Origin of the sequence: Pandoraea communis (assembly GCF_902459745.1) — a bacterium.
GTDB classification, from domain to species: Bacteria; Pseudomonadota; Gammaproteobacteria; order Burkholderiales; family Burkholderiaceae; genus Pandoraea; species Pandoraea communis.
This window is the reverse complement of sequence record NZ_CABPSJ010000001.1, coordinates 1,184,013-1,201,202: the sequence shown is the minus strand read 5'-3', so window position 1 is coordinate 1,201,202 and position 17,190 is coordinate 1,184,013. Positions and strand designations below refer to the sequence as shown.

The 17,190-nt window shown below is 62.4% G+C and carries 14 protein-coding genes; all 14 read right to left on the bottom strand.

Going from position 1 to position 17,190, the window contains the following annotated elements:
• Positions 1-45: 45 nt before the first annotated feature.
• A complete protein-coding gene (locus tag PCO31110_RS26140; protein ID WP_217427260.1) occupies positions 46-2,406 on the bottom strand; it encodes a methyl-accepting chemotaxis protein in 2,361 nt (786 codons plus the stop codon).
• Between the two features lie 120 nt (positions 2,407-2,526).
• On the bottom strand, positions 2,527-3,042 hold the full coding sequence (locus PCO31110_RS05415; protein WP_010807747.1) for a chemotaxis protein CheW: 516 nt from the start codon (positions 3,040-3,042) through the stop codon (positions 2,527-2,529).
• A 17-nt stretch (positions 3,043-3,059) separates the two neighbouring features.
• Positions 3,060-5,255 carry a chemotaxis protein CheA gene (cheA, locus tag PCO31110_RS05410; RefSeq protein WP_150689798.1) on the bottom strand — a complete coding sequence of 732 codons (2,196 nt, stop codon included), beginning with the start codon at positions 5,253-5,255 and terminating at the stop codon, positions 3,060-3,062.
• Between the two features lie 42 nt (positions 5,256-5,297).
• Positions 5,298-5,681, bottom strand: a complete 384-nt coding sequence (locus PCO31110_RS05405) for a response regulator (protein ID WP_010807749.1) — start codon at positions 5,679-5,681, stop codon at positions 5,298-5,300.
• A gap of 17 nt (positions 5,682-5,698) precedes the next feature.
• Entirely contained in the window at positions 5,699-6,685 is a 987-nt protein-coding gene (gene motB, locus PCO31110_RS05400; RefSeq protein ID WP_150689797.1) for a flagellar motor protein MotB, read from the bottom strand.
• A 12-nt stretch (positions 6,686-6,697) separates the two neighbouring features.
• Entirely contained in the window at positions 6,698-7,558 is an 861-nt protein-coding gene (gene motA / locus PCO31110_RS05395; protein WP_010807751.1) for a flagellar motor stator protein MotA, read from the bottom strand.
• Positions 7,559-7,674: 116 nt separating this feature from the next.
• Positions 7,675-8,271, bottom strand: coding sequence for a flagellar transcriptional regulator FlhC (flhC, locus tag PCO31110_RS05390; protein WP_010807752.1), 597 nt, complete (start codon positions 8,269-8,271; stop codon positions 7,675-7,677).
• A 75-nt stretch (positions 8,272-8,346) separates the two neighbouring features.
• Complete coding sequence (gene flhD / locus PCO31110_RS05385) at positions 8,347-8,664, bottom strand: flagellar transcriptional regulator FlhD (RefSeq protein WP_010807753.1); 318 nt, start codon at positions 8,662-8,664, stop codon at positions 8,347-8,349.
• Positions 8,665-9,226: 562 nt separating this feature from the next.
• Complete coding sequence (locus PCO31110_RS05380) at positions 9,227-10,435, bottom strand: Bcr/CflA family multidrug efflux MFS transporter (RefSeq protein WP_150689796.1); 1,209 nt, start codon at positions 10,433-10,435, stop codon at positions 9,227-9,229.
• 114 nt (positions 10,436-10,549) lie between these two features.
• Positions 10,550-12,268 carry an AMP-binding protein gene (locus PCO31110_RS05375; RefSeq protein WP_010807755.1) on the bottom strand — a complete coding sequence of 573 codons (1,719 nt, stop codon included), beginning with the start codon at positions 12,266-12,268 and terminating at the stop codon, positions 10,550-10,552.
• Between the two features lie 377 nt (positions 12,269-12,645).
• Positions 12,646-13,062: a F0F1 ATP synthase subunit epsilon gene (locus PCO31110_RS05370; protein WP_010807756.1), complete on the bottom strand. Its 417-nt coding sequence runs from the start codon at positions 13,060-13,062 to the stop codon at positions 12,646-12,648.
• Between the two features lie 149 nt (positions 13,063-13,211).
• The gene (atpD, locus tag PCO31110_RS05365; RefSeq protein ID WP_150689795.1) at positions 13,212-14,603 is read right to left on the bottom strand and encodes a F0F1 ATP synthase subunit beta; all 1,392 of its coding nucleotides are present in this window, start codon (positions 14,601-14,603) and stop codon (positions 13,212-13,214) included.
• A gap of 61 nt (positions 14,604-14,664) precedes the next feature.
• A complete protein-coding gene (atpG, locus tag PCO31110_RS05360) occupies positions 14,665-15,552 on the bottom strand; it encodes a F0F1 ATP synthase subunit gamma (RefSeq protein WP_150689794.1) in 888 nt (295 codons plus the stop codon).
• An 88-nt stretch (positions 15,553-15,640) separates the two neighbouring features.
• Entirely contained in the window at positions 15,641-17,182 is a 1,542-nt protein-coding gene (gene atpA / locus PCO31110_RS05355) for a F0F1 ATP synthase subunit alpha (protein WP_010807759.1), read from the bottom strand.
• Positions 17,183-17,190 lie beyond the last annotated feature (8 nt).

Here is a 17,190-nt window from a genome sequence, read left to right as displayed (position 1 = left end):
GAAGACCGGCCAGCGGCCGGCATACCCATCTGAATCATCGAAACGTCAAAACTCTTCCCAATCTCCCGGATCACTCGACTTCGCCGCCGCAGCTCCCGCCGATCCGCCTGCTGGTGCCTTGTCCCTCCGTGCTGCGATTGGCAGCACCTGAGCGTCTTTTTGTGCGGTGGTGGCCGCCGGCGCGGGCGGCTGCGCACGGCGCGTCACCGCACGCGTCGCCCCCCCGCCGGCACTCGCGCGTGCCGGTGCGGCGCTGGCTGCCGATGCCACGGCCGTTGCCGCCGAGGCAGCCTTTGTGGCTGAGACGGCCGGTGCCGCCGCACTCGCCTGCCGCGCGATAGACGCCGTGCGTTGCATGGTGGCGCTGGACGCCCCGGCGAGCTTGACGCTGTCGCCGACACGGAAGACGGCAACCGCGTCGCGCAAGCGATGCGCCTGATCTTCGAGCGATCCGGCGGCAGCCGCCGCTTCTTCCACGAGCGCCGCGTTCTGTTGCGTGACTTCGTCCATCTGCGTCACGGCACGGTTGACCTGTTCGATGCCGCTCGACTGCTCGGCCGAGGCCGCCGAGATCTCGCCCATGATGTCGGTCACGCGTTTGACCGCCTGCACGATCTCGTCCATCGTCTGACCGGCCTTCGCCACGAGCGCCGAACCGTTTTCCACGCGCCCGACCGAGTCTTCGATCAGCACCTTGATTTCCTTCGCCGCTGCCGCACTGCGTTGCGCCAGCGTGCGCACTTCACCTGCCACCACGGCGAAGCCACGTCCCTGCTCGCCCGCGCGGGCCGCTTCCACGGCGGCGTTGAGCGCGAGAATGTTGGTCTGGAACGCAATGCCTTCGATCACGCTGATGATGTCGACGATCTTGTGCGAACTCGTCGAGATGCCGTCCATGGTGTCGACGACGTTGCCCACCACCTGACCGCCGCGCTCGGCAATCTCCGAGGCGTTCACCGCCATCGCGCTCGCTTGCCGGGCGTTGTCGGCGTTCTGCTTGACCGTGGCCGTGAGCTGCTCCATCGACGAGGCCGTCTGCTCCAGCGAGGCGGCCTGTTGCTCCGTGCGGGCCGACAGATCGGTGTTGCCTGCGGCGATTTCGCGCGAAGCCACATTGATCGAGTCGATGCCTTCACGGACATCCGAAACGATGGACAGCAGACTGTTCTTCATGACCGTGAGGCTGAAGAGCAACTGCCCGATTTCGTCGTGGCCCGAGCCTTCGGCCGTGCCGGTCAGGTCGCCCGCCGCGATCTGCTTGGACATCGAGAGCGCGACGCGCAGCGGATGGTTGATCGCCCGGCGCAGAATGCTGCCGAGAACGAACAGGATGACAATGCCGCCGAGCACCGCCACCGCCGTGGCACCGCGCACGAGGGTGTGCTCCTTCTGCGCTTGCTCGTACAGATCGGTCGCCTGCGTGAGCTCGAGACGCGTGAGCACGTTCAGCTCGTCGCGCATCGGGCCATAGGCCGGCTTCACCTTCTCGATATATGTCTGTTGGGCACCCTCGGCCGAGCCGGCCTTGAGCATCGCGACCGTTTGTTGAAGGCCATCGGTCGTGAAGCGCTGGCGAATCACGTTGAAACGCTCCGCCTGCGCCTGCGTCGCCGGATCGACCGCCTTCATGTACTCCGCCCACTGACGGTTGATCTCGTCGAGACTGCCCGCGATTTCATCGCCCGCGCGCTTCATCGCGTCGAGGTTCGGGCTGCCTACGGCTTCCGCCACGAGCAGCACATCGCGATCGAGCTTCTGGCCGATCACACCCAGCGTGCTCACCGGCACCATACCGTTCTGGTACACGCGCAACAGCTTCTGATTGCTGCTCGAGACGCCCCACATGCCCAAAGCGCCGACCACGACGAGCAGAATCGCGCCGAGCACGATCATGCCGGTCAGACGCGCACGCAGCGTATCGAGACGGACCTTGCGCACCAGTGCCGCAATCCCGCCGCGCTCGACCTTGCCGCCGCGAATGCGCAGATTGCCCGCTTGCCCATTGCGAAAGCGCGCATAGACGGTTTCAGCCTGCGCCGTCGCCCCCGCCGCAGGACGTACGCGCACCGATGTGTAACCCACCACCGTGCCGTTCTCCTGCGTCGGCGTCACCGTCGCCAGCACCCAGTAGTAGTCGCCGTTCTTACGGCGGTTCTTGACCAGCCCGATCCACGTGTCGCCGCGCTGAACTGTCTCCCACAAATCGCCGAACGCCTCCGGCGGCATGTCCGGATGGCGCACGATGTTGTGCGGCGCACCCAGGAGTTCATCGCGCGAATAGCCGCTCACCTCCACGAAGGCGGGATTGGCGTACGTGATCCGCCCCTTGAGATCCGTTCGCGAGATCAGGTACTGATGCTCGCCGATGACGAACTCATTCTGGGTGACGGGCTGGTTATTGCGCACGTACTCGGTCTCCGTGGACTGGGTGAGTGGGTTATGGTTTGTGAGGTGATGTTGCGGGTGTCTCGGCCCGCCGTTCACGTCCGTGCTATGTGTCTTGCTTTGCGCGCCTGCTACCGGTGCTTAGCTCGCCAGCCGCTCGATGAGCGCCATATCGTCGCTGGTCATCAACTTCTCGATGTCCATCAGGATCAGCATGCGGCCTTCGACCGTGCCCAGACCCGTGATGTACTCGGTCGCCAGTTGCGCGCCGAACTCGGGCGCCGGCTTGATTTCGCCGCGTGCGAGCGTGAGCACGTCCGACACGCCGTCGACCACCATGCCGACCACGCGGCCCGCCACGTTCAGAATGATCACGACCGTCTGCGTGTCGTACTCGACGCGGCCCAGACGGAACTTGATGCGCATGTCCACGATCGGCACGATGATGCCGCGCAGATTGATCACGCCCTTGATGAAGTCCGGCGCATTGGCGATGCGCGTGACCGCGTCGTAACCGCGAATCTCCTGCACCTTCAGAATGTCGATGCCGTATTCCTCTTCACCGAGTGTGAAGACCAGAAATTCCTGACCGTCGCCATCGGTCTGCATGGCGCCGCCCTGGCGCGACACGGCATGCTCTTGCGAAAGGTTGTCCATCTAACGCGTCTCCGACTTCAGTTGAAGATGGTGGCTACTGCCGAGCGCTGGCCGCGCTGAAGCGCCGCCACGTCGACGATCAAAGCCACACTGCCGTCACCCATGATGGTGGCGGCGGAAATACCGTGAATACGGCGGTAATTGGTTTCGAGGTTCTTCACCACGACCTGCTGTTGACCGACCAGTTCGTCCACCAGCAACGCGAAGCGGCGGCCTTCGGCCTGAAGGATCACGATGATGCCCTGCGTGGGGTCGAGGCGCGCTTCCGGCACGTCGAACGCGCGGTACAGCTCGACAAGCGGCAGGTACTCGCCGCGCACCAGCACGACCTGACCTTCGCCGGTCACGGCGCGAATGTCGTCGCGACGCGGTTGCAACGACTCCATCACGAAGTTCAGCGGCAGGATGAATATCTCGGGGCCGACCTTGACGGACATGCCGTCGAGAATCGCGAGCGTGAGCGGCAACACGATGCGGATCGTGGTGCCCTTGCCGCGCGAGGACAGAATCTCCACGTGGCCGCCCATCTGCTGGATGTTTCGCTTGACGACGTCCATGCCCACGCCTCGGCCCGACACGTCGGTCACCGCTTCAGCCGTGGAGAAGCCTGGCGCGAAGATCAGTTGCCAGACTTCCTCGTCCGTCATCGAGTCGGACACATTCATGCCCTGCTGCTGTGCCTTGGCGAGAATCTTTTCACGGCGCAGGCCCGCGCCGTCGTCGCTCACTTCGATCACGATGTTGCCACCCTGATGCGCGGCAGACAGCACCAGTTGGCCGACCGGGTCCTTGCCCGAGGCCAGACGCGCCTCCGACGTTTCGATACCGTGATCCAGACTGTTGCGCACAAGGTGCGTGAGCGGATCGATGATGCGCTCGATCAGGCTCTTGTCGAGTTCGGTCGCCTGACCGAACGTGACGAGTTCGATTTGCTTGCCCAGCTTGCCGGCGAGATCGCGCACGAGACGCGGGAAACGCGAGAACACGTAATCCATCGGCATCATGCGGATGGACATCACGGCCTCTTGCAGGTCGCGCGCGTTGCGCTCGAGCTGGCCCATGCCGTTGAACAGACGGTCGTGAAGCATCGGGTCGAGGCTGCTCGCCGTTTGCGCGAGCATCGCCTGCGTAATCACGAGTTCACCCACGAGATTGATGAGCTGGTCGACCTTTTCGACACCCACGCGAATCGAGCTGTTCTCGTGTCCGGCAGCCGCACCGGCCGGCGCGGCAGCCGCGCGCTTTTCCGGCGGGTGATGGGCGCCGTTGCCACCCGAGCCCGCCTGGGCCACCGGGGCAGCGGGCACGACGATTTGCTCGGCCGCAGGCGCCGCAGCGGGTGCCGGCGCAGCAGGCACTTCGATCGGCGCCGAGGCAGCCGGTGCCTGCGCAAAAATCTCGGCCGTCTGGACCGGCGCCGCCACAGGGGCTTGCGCCGGTGCGTCGGGTGCGGCCGCGACGGCAGAGGCATCCTGCACGTCGATCTGCGACGGCTCGATCACGAAGCAGCACACGGCGAGAATGTCGTCCGCTCCGCAAGTGGTGTCGAGCCACAGGTGCAACACGTCGCCGGTCGACTGACGCCCGGCCACCTGACCGAGGTTGCCCAGTTCTTCCGCGAGCAACGCCTGATCCTTTTCGCCCACGCCGGTGAGCGTGACTTTCAGACGCGTCTGGCCTGGCGGCACCGCGCTCGTGGGTGCGCCGCTCGCGTCGGTTGCCGCTACGCCGGCATCTCCGGATGCTGCGGGCGCGGCCGGCGCTGCGGGCGCGCTCGCCGGCGCCGCCGCTGCGGGCGAAACCGGTGCGGCGGTGGCCGGGGCCCCGCCTTCTTCGGCGGCGAGTTGCTGGAGAATTGCGCAAATGCGCGTCATCGCCTCGGCATCGGGTTCACTGGAGGCGCGGTAGGCATTCAACTGTTGATGCAACACGTCTTTGGTTTCCAGGAAGGTATCGACCATCTCGGTGCGCAACTGCAATTCGCCGCGACGCGCGCGGTCCAGCAGATTTTCCAGCAGGTGAGTGGTCTCGGTGAGCGCGGTGAAGCCGAACGTAGCGGCGCCGCCCTTGATCGAATGTGCCGCACGGAAAATCGCGTTGAGCTGCTCGTTGTCCGGCGCATTGATATCGAGCGCGAGCAGGAGGTGCTCCATCTCTGCGAGCAACTCTTCCGCTTCATCGAAAAAGGTCTGGTAGAACTGGGTGATATCCACCGATTTCCTCGTCCTAACTTAGTTGTGCCATCAACGTCATCGTCATGCGCCTTCGCCGACGAGCGAGCCCACTACGTCGACCAATGCCTCGGGGTCGACCGGCTTGATCAGCCAGCCGCTGGCGCCCGCTTCGCGGGCTGCCGTCTTGTATGCACCATCGACTTCTGTCGTCAGCACCAGAATGGGTGTCTGGGCAAACGCGTCGAGTTCGCGCAGTGCGCGAATGAGCGACAGGCCATCCATGCCGGGCATGTGCTGGTCGGTCAGCACCAGATCGAAGGTCGTGTTCGACGCCAGCGCCAGGGCTTCCTGCCCGTCGCGGGCGGTCGTCACGGCGTAGCCGGCTTCGTCGAGCGTTGCCGCCAGAATCTGACGCATCGACGCGGAATCGTCGACGGCGAGAATCGTGTTACGAAGGGCGTGCATGCGTCTCCTCTTGTCGGTTATCGCGCTGCGGTGCCAGGCGCCGCAGGCGGCGCCGGCGGCGTGGGCACGGCAGGCAAGGTACCGTTGATGACGGCGTTCACCGCCTCGCTTCCTGCGCCGCGCGCGTTCACGGCATCGATGGTCGGCTGGTCGCCCTCGTGCTTGAACGACTGCTCTGCGCGGCGGTTGAGCACGATGATGCTGATACGGCGATTGATCGGGTTGTACGCGTCGTCATGATCGAGCGGCACCGTCGACGCCAGGCCCACCACGCGCAACACCTTCTCACTGTCGAGACCGCCCGCAATCAGCTCGCGACGCGAGGCGTTTGCGCGATCGGCGGATAGCTCCCAGTTGCTGTAGCTCTTGTCGCCCTGCGCATAGGCGGTGGCGTCGGTATGCCCCGAGAGGCTGATGCGATTGGGCACGTCGTTGAGCGACTTGCCGATCTCGCGCAGGATGTCGCGCATGTACGGCTGCACCTGCGCGCTCGCGTTGGCGAACATCGGCCGGTTCTGGTCGTCGACGATCTGGATGCGCAGACCTTCGGTCGTCACATCGATGAGCAACTGTTTGCGGAACTGTTTGAGCGTCGGGTTATTTTCGATGGCCTTCTCGAGGCGTGCCTTGAGTTCGCGCAAACGCTGCGCATCGGCACGCTCGGCCAGCTCGGTGGTCGTCGCCTGACGCGACTTGGCCTGATCGCCGCGCGACTTCTGACCGTCGGTGCGCGTCGTATCAGCGCCACCACCGGGAATTACGCCGTTGTTGTCCGCCGCGTTACGCCCGCCGGTGAGCGCGACTTTGAGCGGCGTGCGGAAATACTCGGCGATGCCCGTCAACTCCTTGCTGGTCACGGAGCTGAGCAGCCACATCAGCAGGAAGAACGCCATCATGGCCGTCATGAAGTCGGCGTAGGCAATCTTCCACGCGCCGCCATGATGGCCGTGCCCGCCGGCTTTGCGGCGTTTGATGATGATGGGCCGCTCTTCTTTCTCGCTCATTGCTGCCGCCCGTCAACGTGATTTGACCTGCCGCACGTGCTCTTCAAGCTCGGCGAACGACGGACGTACTGTGGAATAGAGCACCTTGCGGCCGAATTCGACCGAGAGCGCCGGCGCGTAACCGTTCAGGCTGGCCAGCAGCGTGACCTTGATGCACTCGTAGAGCTTGACCGACTCGTTGATGCGGTGCTCGATGAGTTGCGCCAGCGGCGAAATGAAGCCGTAGGCCAGCAAAATGCCGAGGAACGTACCCACGAGCGCCTGGGCGATCAGCGCACCCAGCACGGCAGGCGGCTGGTCGGCCGACGCCATCGTGTGCACCACCCCCATCACCGCAGCCACGATACCGAAGGCCGGCATGGCGTCGCCCGTCTTTTGCAGACAGTGCGCCGGGACTTCGCCCTCATGACGGTACGTTTCGATTTCGTGATCCATCAGGTTCTCGATCTCGAACGCGTTCATGTTGCCGCTGACCATCAGGCGCAGATAGTCGGTGAGGAATTCCATGATGCGCGGCTCGCCGAGAATGCGCGGGTACTGCGAGAACACCGGGCTCGCTGCCGGGTCTTCCACGTCCCCTTCGATGGCGAGCATGCCGTCCTTGCGCGCCTTCGCGAGCAGCACGTACAGAAGCGCCATCAGCTCCATGTACAGATCTTTGGTGTATTTCGAGCCCTTGAACAGCATCGGCAGCGCTTTCATCGTCGCCTTGATCGCCTTGCTGTTGTTGCCCACCACAAACGAGCCGACGCCCGCGCCACCGATAATCAGCAGCTCGGTCGGCTGAAACAGCGCGCCCAAGTGGCCCCCGCCAATGACGAAGCCGCCAAAGACCGATGCCAGAACGATGATGTAACCAATGACGACAAGCACTGCCGGATACCTCTCGCAAAAATACGTCTACGGAAAAATGTCCTTCCTGTTCAGAGGGCTTAACGGCAGACACGCAGGGAAACTGTAGGGGGTGTGACCTCGTGAAGTGGGCTTGATCAGGCGGCGAGCGGAGAAATATCCGTGCCAGGTGCGGGCGACGCCACGGCCGGCGCCAGATCGGCGGCATGCGCGTGTTTCGCTTTCCGGGTCTTACCGGCACGCGACGGCGGTTGGCACAGCCCGCAAACGTACTGGCCATGCGGTTCGTGCGCGTGCGTGACGAAATGACCGCCGCAGCGCGTGCACGGCGTCATCTGCAACATCTTGCTGTCGAAGAAGCGAACGAGCGTCCACGCACGTGTAAACCCGAGCACGGCTTCCCAGCCATGCAATTCCACATGCTCGAGGTACAGGCGGTACGCCTTGACGATGGCTTCGATGCCCTGACATCCGCCGTGCTGAACCAGATGACGGTAGATGTTGTGGAAAAGCGACGAGTGGATGTTCGGCAGCCACGTCACGAACCAGTCGGTCGAGAACGGCAGCATGCCCTTGGGTGGCGAGGCCCCTTTAAGCTCCTTGTAGAGCTTGATGAGACGGTCGCGGCTCAGGCTCGTTTCCGCTTCCAGCAACTGGAGGCGGGCGCCGAGTTCGATCAGTTCGATGGCCAGTTGAATCTCACGGGCCTCGAGAACGACGCTTTTGGTACGCATTTACAGGCTTCCTGGCAAGTCACGCGAAACGCCGCCCCCTCGGGACGGCGCAGCGAGCGTCGCGTTGTTGTACGCTCAGCCGATCTGCTCTACGGGTTGCCCCGCCAGCAGAATCGATGCGTGTGACTGCTGCATACCTACATCTTTCGCACCGTGTGTAAGGGTGGAAAGAATCACGTGGTCGTCGAATCGAAATCGGCACAGAAGCTGGTTCGACCCCGCAAACTTGACGAGTTGAGCCAGCGTGAGACTGCCGAGCACGTCGGCAAGCTGGTCGCTGATACCCAGGCGAAACATCGCCGCGGCGCGATCCTCACGGATCAGGCGCTGAGCCAGGACAAGGTAGGAAAGATTCAACTCACGAATCTCGTTCAGTGTTTCGCTGTTTCGCATGCGGCCCCCCGGCGCAATGGATGAATCTTGCGGTACTACTGTCTATTCCCCCGCATTGTGGAGAAGGGCGAACGATAAAGAAATCGGAGAAAAACTACGTGGAGTGATGAGAAAAGCGGAAGTTTTTTGTAGGAATTTTTCCTACATCGGGGGCGCAAGCGGCCCCAACGATGCACTCGGGGAGAGTGATCGGTGCCTAACGGACGGCAGTTTCATGAAAGTGTCACGAAGCTGCGCTTTACTACTTGACTGTATTTCGGCGAGGTTTCACCGAACTTTAGCGATCCTTGCAAAAAAACTGGGGGAGGACTTTGCAAGGAGGCGTTGGATCGTACTTTGCCAATCGTGCGGACACGGGAACAGAGCAATTACAAACTGTTACAGATGCACGGTCGCGCGCCGGATTTCAGTGTTGGAAAGAAAGCTCGGCAGTCGGTTCCCGAGAAATTGCCGATCACGCCCATTTGCCGGCTTACCGTGCCTTTCCGCATGTTGCGAATTTCAGACGCCCGGCAACGTCGCAGGTTCCGGCTTCGGTGCATCGATGCGGTGTCGAAACGCCTCACACCGTTCCGGTGGCCGGGGGTGTCGCCTTCGCTCTGCGAATGAGCACCGTGTGGAAACACCACGACAGGACACCACACAAGGCGATGACGGCCGCCATCGGCACCGCCGAGCGGGCGTGCATCAGCCCGACGGCCGCGCCCGCGCTCGCCGCAGCGAGGAACTGCAATGCTCCCAGGAGGGCCGATGCGGCGCCCGCGCGTTGATGCTGCCGGTTCAAGGCTTCGGCCACCGCGTTCGGCTGAGAGAAGCCCAGACTCGTGACATAAGCGAAGAGCAGCACCATCAATCCGATCAGTCCGCCCAGTTGCAACGCCGCCACGGCAAGCATCAATAATCCGAGAATCGCAACGAGATTGTTGGTACGACGCAACACGTCGGCCGGACGGCGTTTGCGCAGCAAATGCGCGTTGATCTGCGAGCCGGCGATGATGCCGCAGGCGTTCAGTCCGAACAGCCAACCGTAATTCGCCGGGTCGACACCGTACAGATTGATGAACACGAAGGGTGAGCCCGTGATGTAGGCAAACATGCCGGCTTGCGCGACGCCGCCCGCCAGTGCATTGCCCATGAACTCGCGGTCACGCACAAGCGCGCCGTAGTTGTGCCAGGCGGTCATGAGCCAGTTGCGGGCCTGCTTTGCCGCCGCGCGCGTCTCCGGCAGCCAGTAGACGGACATCGCGAAGCACATCGCGCCGAACGCCGTCAGCCCCCAGAAGATCCAGCGCCAGCCGACAAACATCAGCACCTGCCCGCCGATGAGCGGCGCGAGGATCGGTGCGGCCCCCATGATGAGCGTCATGCGCGACAGCACGCGCGCCACCGTGCTCGTGTCGAACAGATCGCGTGCCATGGCGCGTGCGATCACGAAGCACGCGCAGCCGCCCACCGCCTGAATGAAACGGCAGACGATCAGCGTCTCGATATTGCTCGCCAGCGCGCAGCCGGCCGATGCCAGCGTGTAGAGCGCGAGACCGGCATACAGTGGACGCTTGCGGCCGTAGCGGTCGGCGAGCGGCCCATGCAGCAACTGACCAAGCCCCAGGCCGATGAAGAACGATGCCAGCGAGAATTGCGCAGCCGCATCTGTGGTGTTCAGTTCGCGAGCGATGCTCGGCAACGCAGGCAAATACATGTCGATCGACAGCGAGCCGATGGCCGACAGAATGCCAAGAACGAAAACGGTGCGAAATGTGTGGGCAGGCATGGCGCAGACCAAGGGTAACCCCGAATCATACGGCATTGATCCCGGTCCCGCTCAAAAAATAAGCAGGGGCTCACCCTCTCCCCCGGACGAGCCTGGTCCTGCGCCCTGCCTCGCTCAAGCCGTCTTCGCTTCGGACAACCCGAGTGTTTCGACCATCTGTTCGCGCATGATGAATTTCTGCACCTTGCCCGTGACCGTCATCGGCATCTCGTCGACGAAGCGGATGTAGCGCGGAATCTTGTAGTGCGCGATCTGGTCCTTGCAGAAGGCGCGGATATCGTCTTCCGTCGCACTTTGACCCGGCTTGAGAATGATCCACGCACAGACTTCCTCGCCGTACTTCGCGTCCGGCACACCGAACACCTGCACAGCCTGCACCTTGGGGTGACGGAACAGGAATTCCTCGATCTCGCGGGGGTAGATGTTCTCTCCGCCACGAATGAGCATGTCCTTTACCCGGCCGACAATATTGCAGTAGCCGTCTTCGTCGAGCGTGGCGAGATCGCCCGTGTGCATCCAGCCATCGCGGATCGCTTCGCGCGTGCGAGGCTCGTCGTCCCAATAGCCCAGCATCACCGAGTAGCCCTTCGTGCAAAGTTCGCCTTTCTCACCCACCGGCACGATCTCTCCGGCGGCATCCACGAGCTTCACTTCGAGGTGCGGCTGCACGCGCCCCACGGTTGTCACGCGTTTTTGCAGCGGGTCGGTCGTCGTGGTCTGGAACGACACCGGGCTCGTCTCCGTCATGCCGTAAGCGATCGTCACTTCGCTCATGTGCATTTCGTTGATGACGCGTTTCATCGTTTCGATGGGGCACGGCGAGCCCGCCATGATCCCCGTACGCAGAGAATCGAAGTGGTAGTAGCCGAACGCCGGGTGATCGAGTTGCGCGATGAACATCGTCGGCACGCCGTGAAGCGCCGTACAGCGCTCTTCCGACACGGCAGCCATCGTGGCCTTCGGGTCGAACGCCTCGCCCGGGAACACCATCGTCGCACCCGTCGACACGCAGGCAAGTACCGCCAGCACCATGCCGAAGCAGTGATAGAACGGCACGGGAATGCACAGACTGTCGTGCTCGGAGAAGCGCATCGCCATGGCGATATAGCGGCCGTTGTTGACGATGTTGTGGTGCGTGAGCGTAGCGCCCTTCGGGTTGCCCGTCGTGCCGCTCGTGAACTGGATATTGATGGCGTCGAAACAATCGAGCGAGTCGGACATCGCGCGCAGTTTGACGAGATCGGTGTCCGCGCCGAGCGCCACCACGTCGCCGTAATTCATCATGCCGGGCGTGGTCTCCATGCCCATGCGGATGACCGTTCGCAACGTCGGCAGCTTTTCCGACTTCAGTTGGCCGGGGGTGCACGTTGCCAGCTCCGGCGCGAGCACGTTGAGCATGTCGAGGTAGCGCGACGTCTTGAAAGACTCCGCAGCCACAAGTGCCTTGCACCCCACCTTGTTGATCGCGTATTCCAGTTCGGCGAGCCGATAAGCCGGATTGATGTTCACGAGAATCAGGCCGACGCGCGCGGTCGCAAACTGCGTGACCAGCCATTCGACGCGGTTCGGCGACCAGATACCTACGCGATCGCCCTTCTTCAGCCCCAACGACATCAGTCCGGTGGCAAAGGTATCCACGTGTGCGATGAATTCGCGCCACGTCCAGTCCACGCCCTGCTCCCGAAACACCACGGCCTGGCGCTCCGGAAACTTCGCCGCCGTCTCGGCAAGCAAACCGAACACCGTCAACGTCGAAAGCGGTACGGTGGTATCGCCTTTCACATACGACAGTCCATTACGAGGTACAACGCCCGCACCTTCCCGGCTTTCCATGCTTGTGTCTCCTGAAGCAATGCTGAAGTGGCGAAATGCTGTCGCGTGGCGCTTGCGAGTGAATGGCTCGCCTGTCGTTGCATCGAACGACGGCGGGCTTCTCTTCATAACAATAGTGCGTCACGCCGACTTGACGTTTACGTTAACGTAATTCGAGTGACGGAACGAGTGGGGATGGCCCTGAGTCCGGCGTGCCTTGCGCATCGACGGCTATCGGCGATCGAATTCACCAGGCAAAACAAAAGCCCCGCGCACTTGCATGCGTGGGGCTTCCTGCCGCTATACGGCAACGTACGTGGTAACGCACGCCGCTGTGTGACGGCGGGCATTGCGGGCTACGCCGGCGGTAAAAACGCCGTCGCAACCGCCCTGCCGATTTACTTCATCTTGCGGAACTTCTGGATCGCAGCGAGTTGAGCGATGGCTTCGGCCAGTTCGGCCTGGGCAGTCGCATACTCGATGTTCGAATCCTTGTTCGTCAGCGCTTCTTCCGCGCGGCGCTTGGCTTCGGCAGCCTTCGCCTCGTCCAGATCCTTGCCGCGAATGGCGGTGTCGGCGAGCACGGTGACCGTGCCCGGTTGCACTTCGAGAATGCCGCCGGCCACGAAGACGAAGTCCTCGTTACCTGCCTCGTCCTCGATGCGCACCGCGCCCGGCTTGATACGCGTGATCAGCGGCGTGTGGCCGGGCAAAATGCCCAGCTCGCCGGCTTCGCCGGGCAGCGCCACAAAGCGCGCCTTACCCGAGAAGATCTGCTCTTCCGCGCTGACGACGTCTACGTGAATGGTTGCCATAATCGCTCCCGTTGAGTGTGATGAAGCGGCAGGCGCGCTAGTCCGGACGTTGCCGCCCTCGCTTCGCTACCCCGCCCCGCAACAGTCACCTGCCGGCGTGCGGTGGGGTCTCTCTTACGACACCCCGCCGTCGCCCGGCACTCAACCGTTTACTGCATCTTCTTGGCTTTTTCGACCGCTTCGTCGATCGTGCCAACCATGTAGAACGCCTGTTCCGGCAGGTGGTCACACTCGCCGTCGACGATCATCTTGAAGCCGCGGATCGTTTCCTTGAGCGGAACGTACTTGCCCGGCGAGCCCGTGAACACTTCGGCCACGTGGAACGGCTGCGACAGGAAACGCTGGATCTTACGCGCACGGGCCACGGCGAGCTTGTCGTCCGGCGACAGTTCGTCCATCCCCAGAATCGCGATGATGTCGCGCAGTTCCTTGTAACGCTGCAGCGTCGATTGCACGCGACGGGTCACCGTGTAGTGCTCTTCGCCAATCACGTTCGGGTCGATCTGACGCGAGGTCGAGTCGAGCGGATCGACGGCCGGGTAGATACCCAGCGAGGCGATGTCACGCGACAGAACGACGGTGGCGTCCAAGTGACCGAAGGTGGTGGCCGGCGACGGGTCGGTCAAGTCATCGGCAGGCACGTACACGGCTTGCACCGACGTGATCGAGCCAGTCTTGGTCGACGTAATACGCTCTTGCAGCTTACCCATTTCTTCAGCCAGCGTCGGCTGATAGCCCACGGCCGACGGCATACGGCCGAGCAGTGCCGACACTTCGGTACCGGCCAGCGTGAAACGGTAGATGTTGTCCACGAAGAACAGCACGTCGCGACCTTCGTCACGGAAGTGCTCTGCCATCGTCAGACCGGTCAGCGCCACGCGCAGACGGTTGCCCGGCGGCTCGTTCATCTGGCCGTACACCAGCGCGACCTTGTCCAGAACGTTCGAGTCCTTCATTTCGTGGTAGAAGTCGTTCCCTTCACGGGTACGCTCGCCCACGCCGGCAAACACCGAATAACCGCCGTGTTCCTTGGCGATGTTATTGATGAGTTCCATCATGTTCACGGTCTTGCCCACACCGGCGCCACCGAACAGACCCACCTTGCCGCCCTTGGCGAACGGGCAGATCAGATCGATAACCTTGATGCCGGTTTCGAGCAGTTCCGTCGACGGCGACAGCTCGTCGAATGCCGGGGCCTTCTGGTGAATCGAACGGGTGTGATCCTGTGCGATCGGACCGGCTTCGTCGATCGGACGGCCAAGCACGTCCATGATGCGACCCAGCGTCGGCTTGCCGACCGGCACCGTGATCGGCAGACCGGTGTTTTGCACCGTCATACCGCGGCGCAGGCCTTCGGAGGAACCCAGACAGATGGTACGCACCACGCCGTCGCCCAGCTGTTGCTGGACTTCGAGCGTCAGTTCCGAACCTTCCATGGTGAGCGCATCGTAGATCTTCGGCATGCTTTCGCGCGGGAATTCCACGTCGATAACGGCGCCGATGCACTGTACGATTTTGCCTTCAATCAAAGCAGTACTCATCGCTTTTCCTTTAGATACTCAAATTCATTTCGCCTGACGGCGCATCGGCCCGTGCCACCGCTTACACTGCGGCGGCGCCACCCACGATTTCGGACAGTTCCTTCGTAATCGCTGCTTGACGGCCCTTGTTGTAGACCATCTGCAATTCACCGATCACGGTCTTCGCGTTGTCCGATGCGGCCTTCATGGCCACCATACGGGCGGACTGTTCCGACGCCATGTTCTCAGCGACTGCCTGATACACGACAGCTTCGACGTAACGCACCAGCAGGGCATCGACGACCGTCTTCGCATCCGGTTCGTAGATGTAGTCCCACGAATGCCGTGCCGGCACTGCGCTCGCGTCTTCCGATGCGCCCTCGAGCTTCTCGGGCAGCGGCAGCAGTTGTTCGACCACAGCTTCCTGCTTCATCGTGTTGACGAAGCGGTTGTACGCCAGGTACACGGCGTCGAGCTTGCCTTCGGCATACGCGTCGAGTTGCAGCTTCACGGCACCGATCAGCTTGTCCAGATGCGGGGTGTCGCCCAGTTGCACGACATGCGAAACCACCTTCGCGCCGATACGGTTCAGGAAACCGAAGCCCTTGCCGCCAATGGCGGTGGCTTCGATCTTCAGCCCTTGCGCTTCGATAGCCTTCATCTTGTTCACCACGGCACGCAGCACGTTGGTGTTCAAGCCGCCGCACAGGCCCTTGTCCGTCGTCACCACGATGATGCCGGCAGCTTTCGCGTCGACATGCTTCACCATGAACGGGTGGTGGTATTCCGGATTCGCCTGGCCCATGTGCGCGGCGATCTGGCGCACCTTGTCAGCGTACGGCCGGGCATGACGCATGCGTTCCTGCGCCTTGCGCATCTTCGACGCGGCCACCATTTCCATGGCCTTGGTGATCTTGCGCGTGTTTTGCACGCTCTTGATCTTGCCGCGAATTTCCTTCATTCCAGCCATTGCTTACTCCTTGTCTCGGCGCGACGTCCGCTGTTGCCTGAACATCGCGCCTTCCCGGGTCCGTTGAATAGTTACCGATTCAACCGGATTAGTAAGCGCCGGTCTTCTTGAAGTCCTTGATCGCAGCGTGCAGGGCGGCTTCGTCGTCCTTCGAGAGATCTTTGGTCTCTTCGATACGGCCGATGAGCGCACCGTGGCTGGTCTTCAGAACTTCGCGCAGACCCTTTTCGAACGGCAGCACCTGAGCGATTTCGAGGTCATCCAGATAGCCGTTGTTGGCGGCGAACAGCGACACAGCCAGTTCCCACACTTGCAGCGGCTGGTACTGCGGCTGCTTGAGCAGTTCCGTCACGCGGCGGCCGCGCTCGAGCTGCTTGCGGGTGGCTTCGTCCAGGTCCGAGGCGAACTGCGCGAACGCAGCCAGCTCACGATACTGTGCGAGGTCGGTACGAATACCGCCCGACAGCTTCTTGATGACCTTCGTCTGTGCTGCACCGCCAACGCGCGACACCGAGATACCGGCGTTGATTGCCGGACGGATACCTGCGTTGAACAAGTCGGTTTCCAGGAAGATCTGGCCGTCGGTAATCGAGATCACGTTCGTCGGAACGAAGGCAGTCACGTCACCGGCTTGCGTTTCAATGATCGGCAGTGCCGTCAGCGAACCGCTTTGACCCTTCACAGCGCCGTTGGTGAACTTCTCGACGTACTCTTCCGAGACGCGAGCCGCACGCTCGAGCAGACGCGAGTGCAGATAGAACACGTCACCCGGATACGCTTCGCGGCCCGGCGGGCGGCGCAGCAGCAGCGAGATCTGACGGTAGGCCCAGGCTTGCTTGGTCAAATCGTCATAAATGATCAGCGCGTCTTCGCCGCGGTCGCGGAAGAATTCGCCCATCGTGCAGCCGGCGTACGGTGCGATGAACTGCATGGCGGCCGAGTCCGAAGCGGTGGCGGCCACGATGATCGTGTATTCCATCGCGCCGTGCTCTTCGAGCTTGCGCACCACGTTCATGATCGACGAAGCCTTCTGACCGATGGCGACGTAGACGCAGGTCACGCCCTTGCCCTTTTGCGAGATGATCGTGTCGATGGCCACAGCAGTCTTACCCGTCTGACGGTCACCAATGATCAGCTCACGCTGGCCGCGGCCGATCGGCACCATGGCGTCGATAGCCTTCGTACCGGTTTGCAGCGGCTGCGACACCGACTTACGCCAAATCACGCCCGGGGCGATCTTTTCGATGGCGTCGGTTTGCTTGGCGTTGATCGGGCCCTTGCCGTCGATCGGCACGCCCAGCGCGTCAACGACGCGGCCCTTCAGTTCCGGACCGACCGGCACTTCCAGAATGCGGCCCGTGCACTTGACGGTGTCGCCTTCCGAGATGTGCTCGTATTCGCCCAGAATCACGGCGCCGACGGAGTCGCGCTCGAGGTTCAGTGCCAGACCGAACGTATTGCCCGGGAATTCCAGCATTTCGCCCTGCATCACGTCCGACAGGCCATGGATACGGCAGATACCGTCGGTCACCGAAATCACGGTGCCTTCGTTACGGACTTCGGCGCCGCTCTCGAGACCTTGAATCCGGCTCTTGATCAGTTCGCTGATTTCAGAGGGATTGAGTTGCATATGTGCTC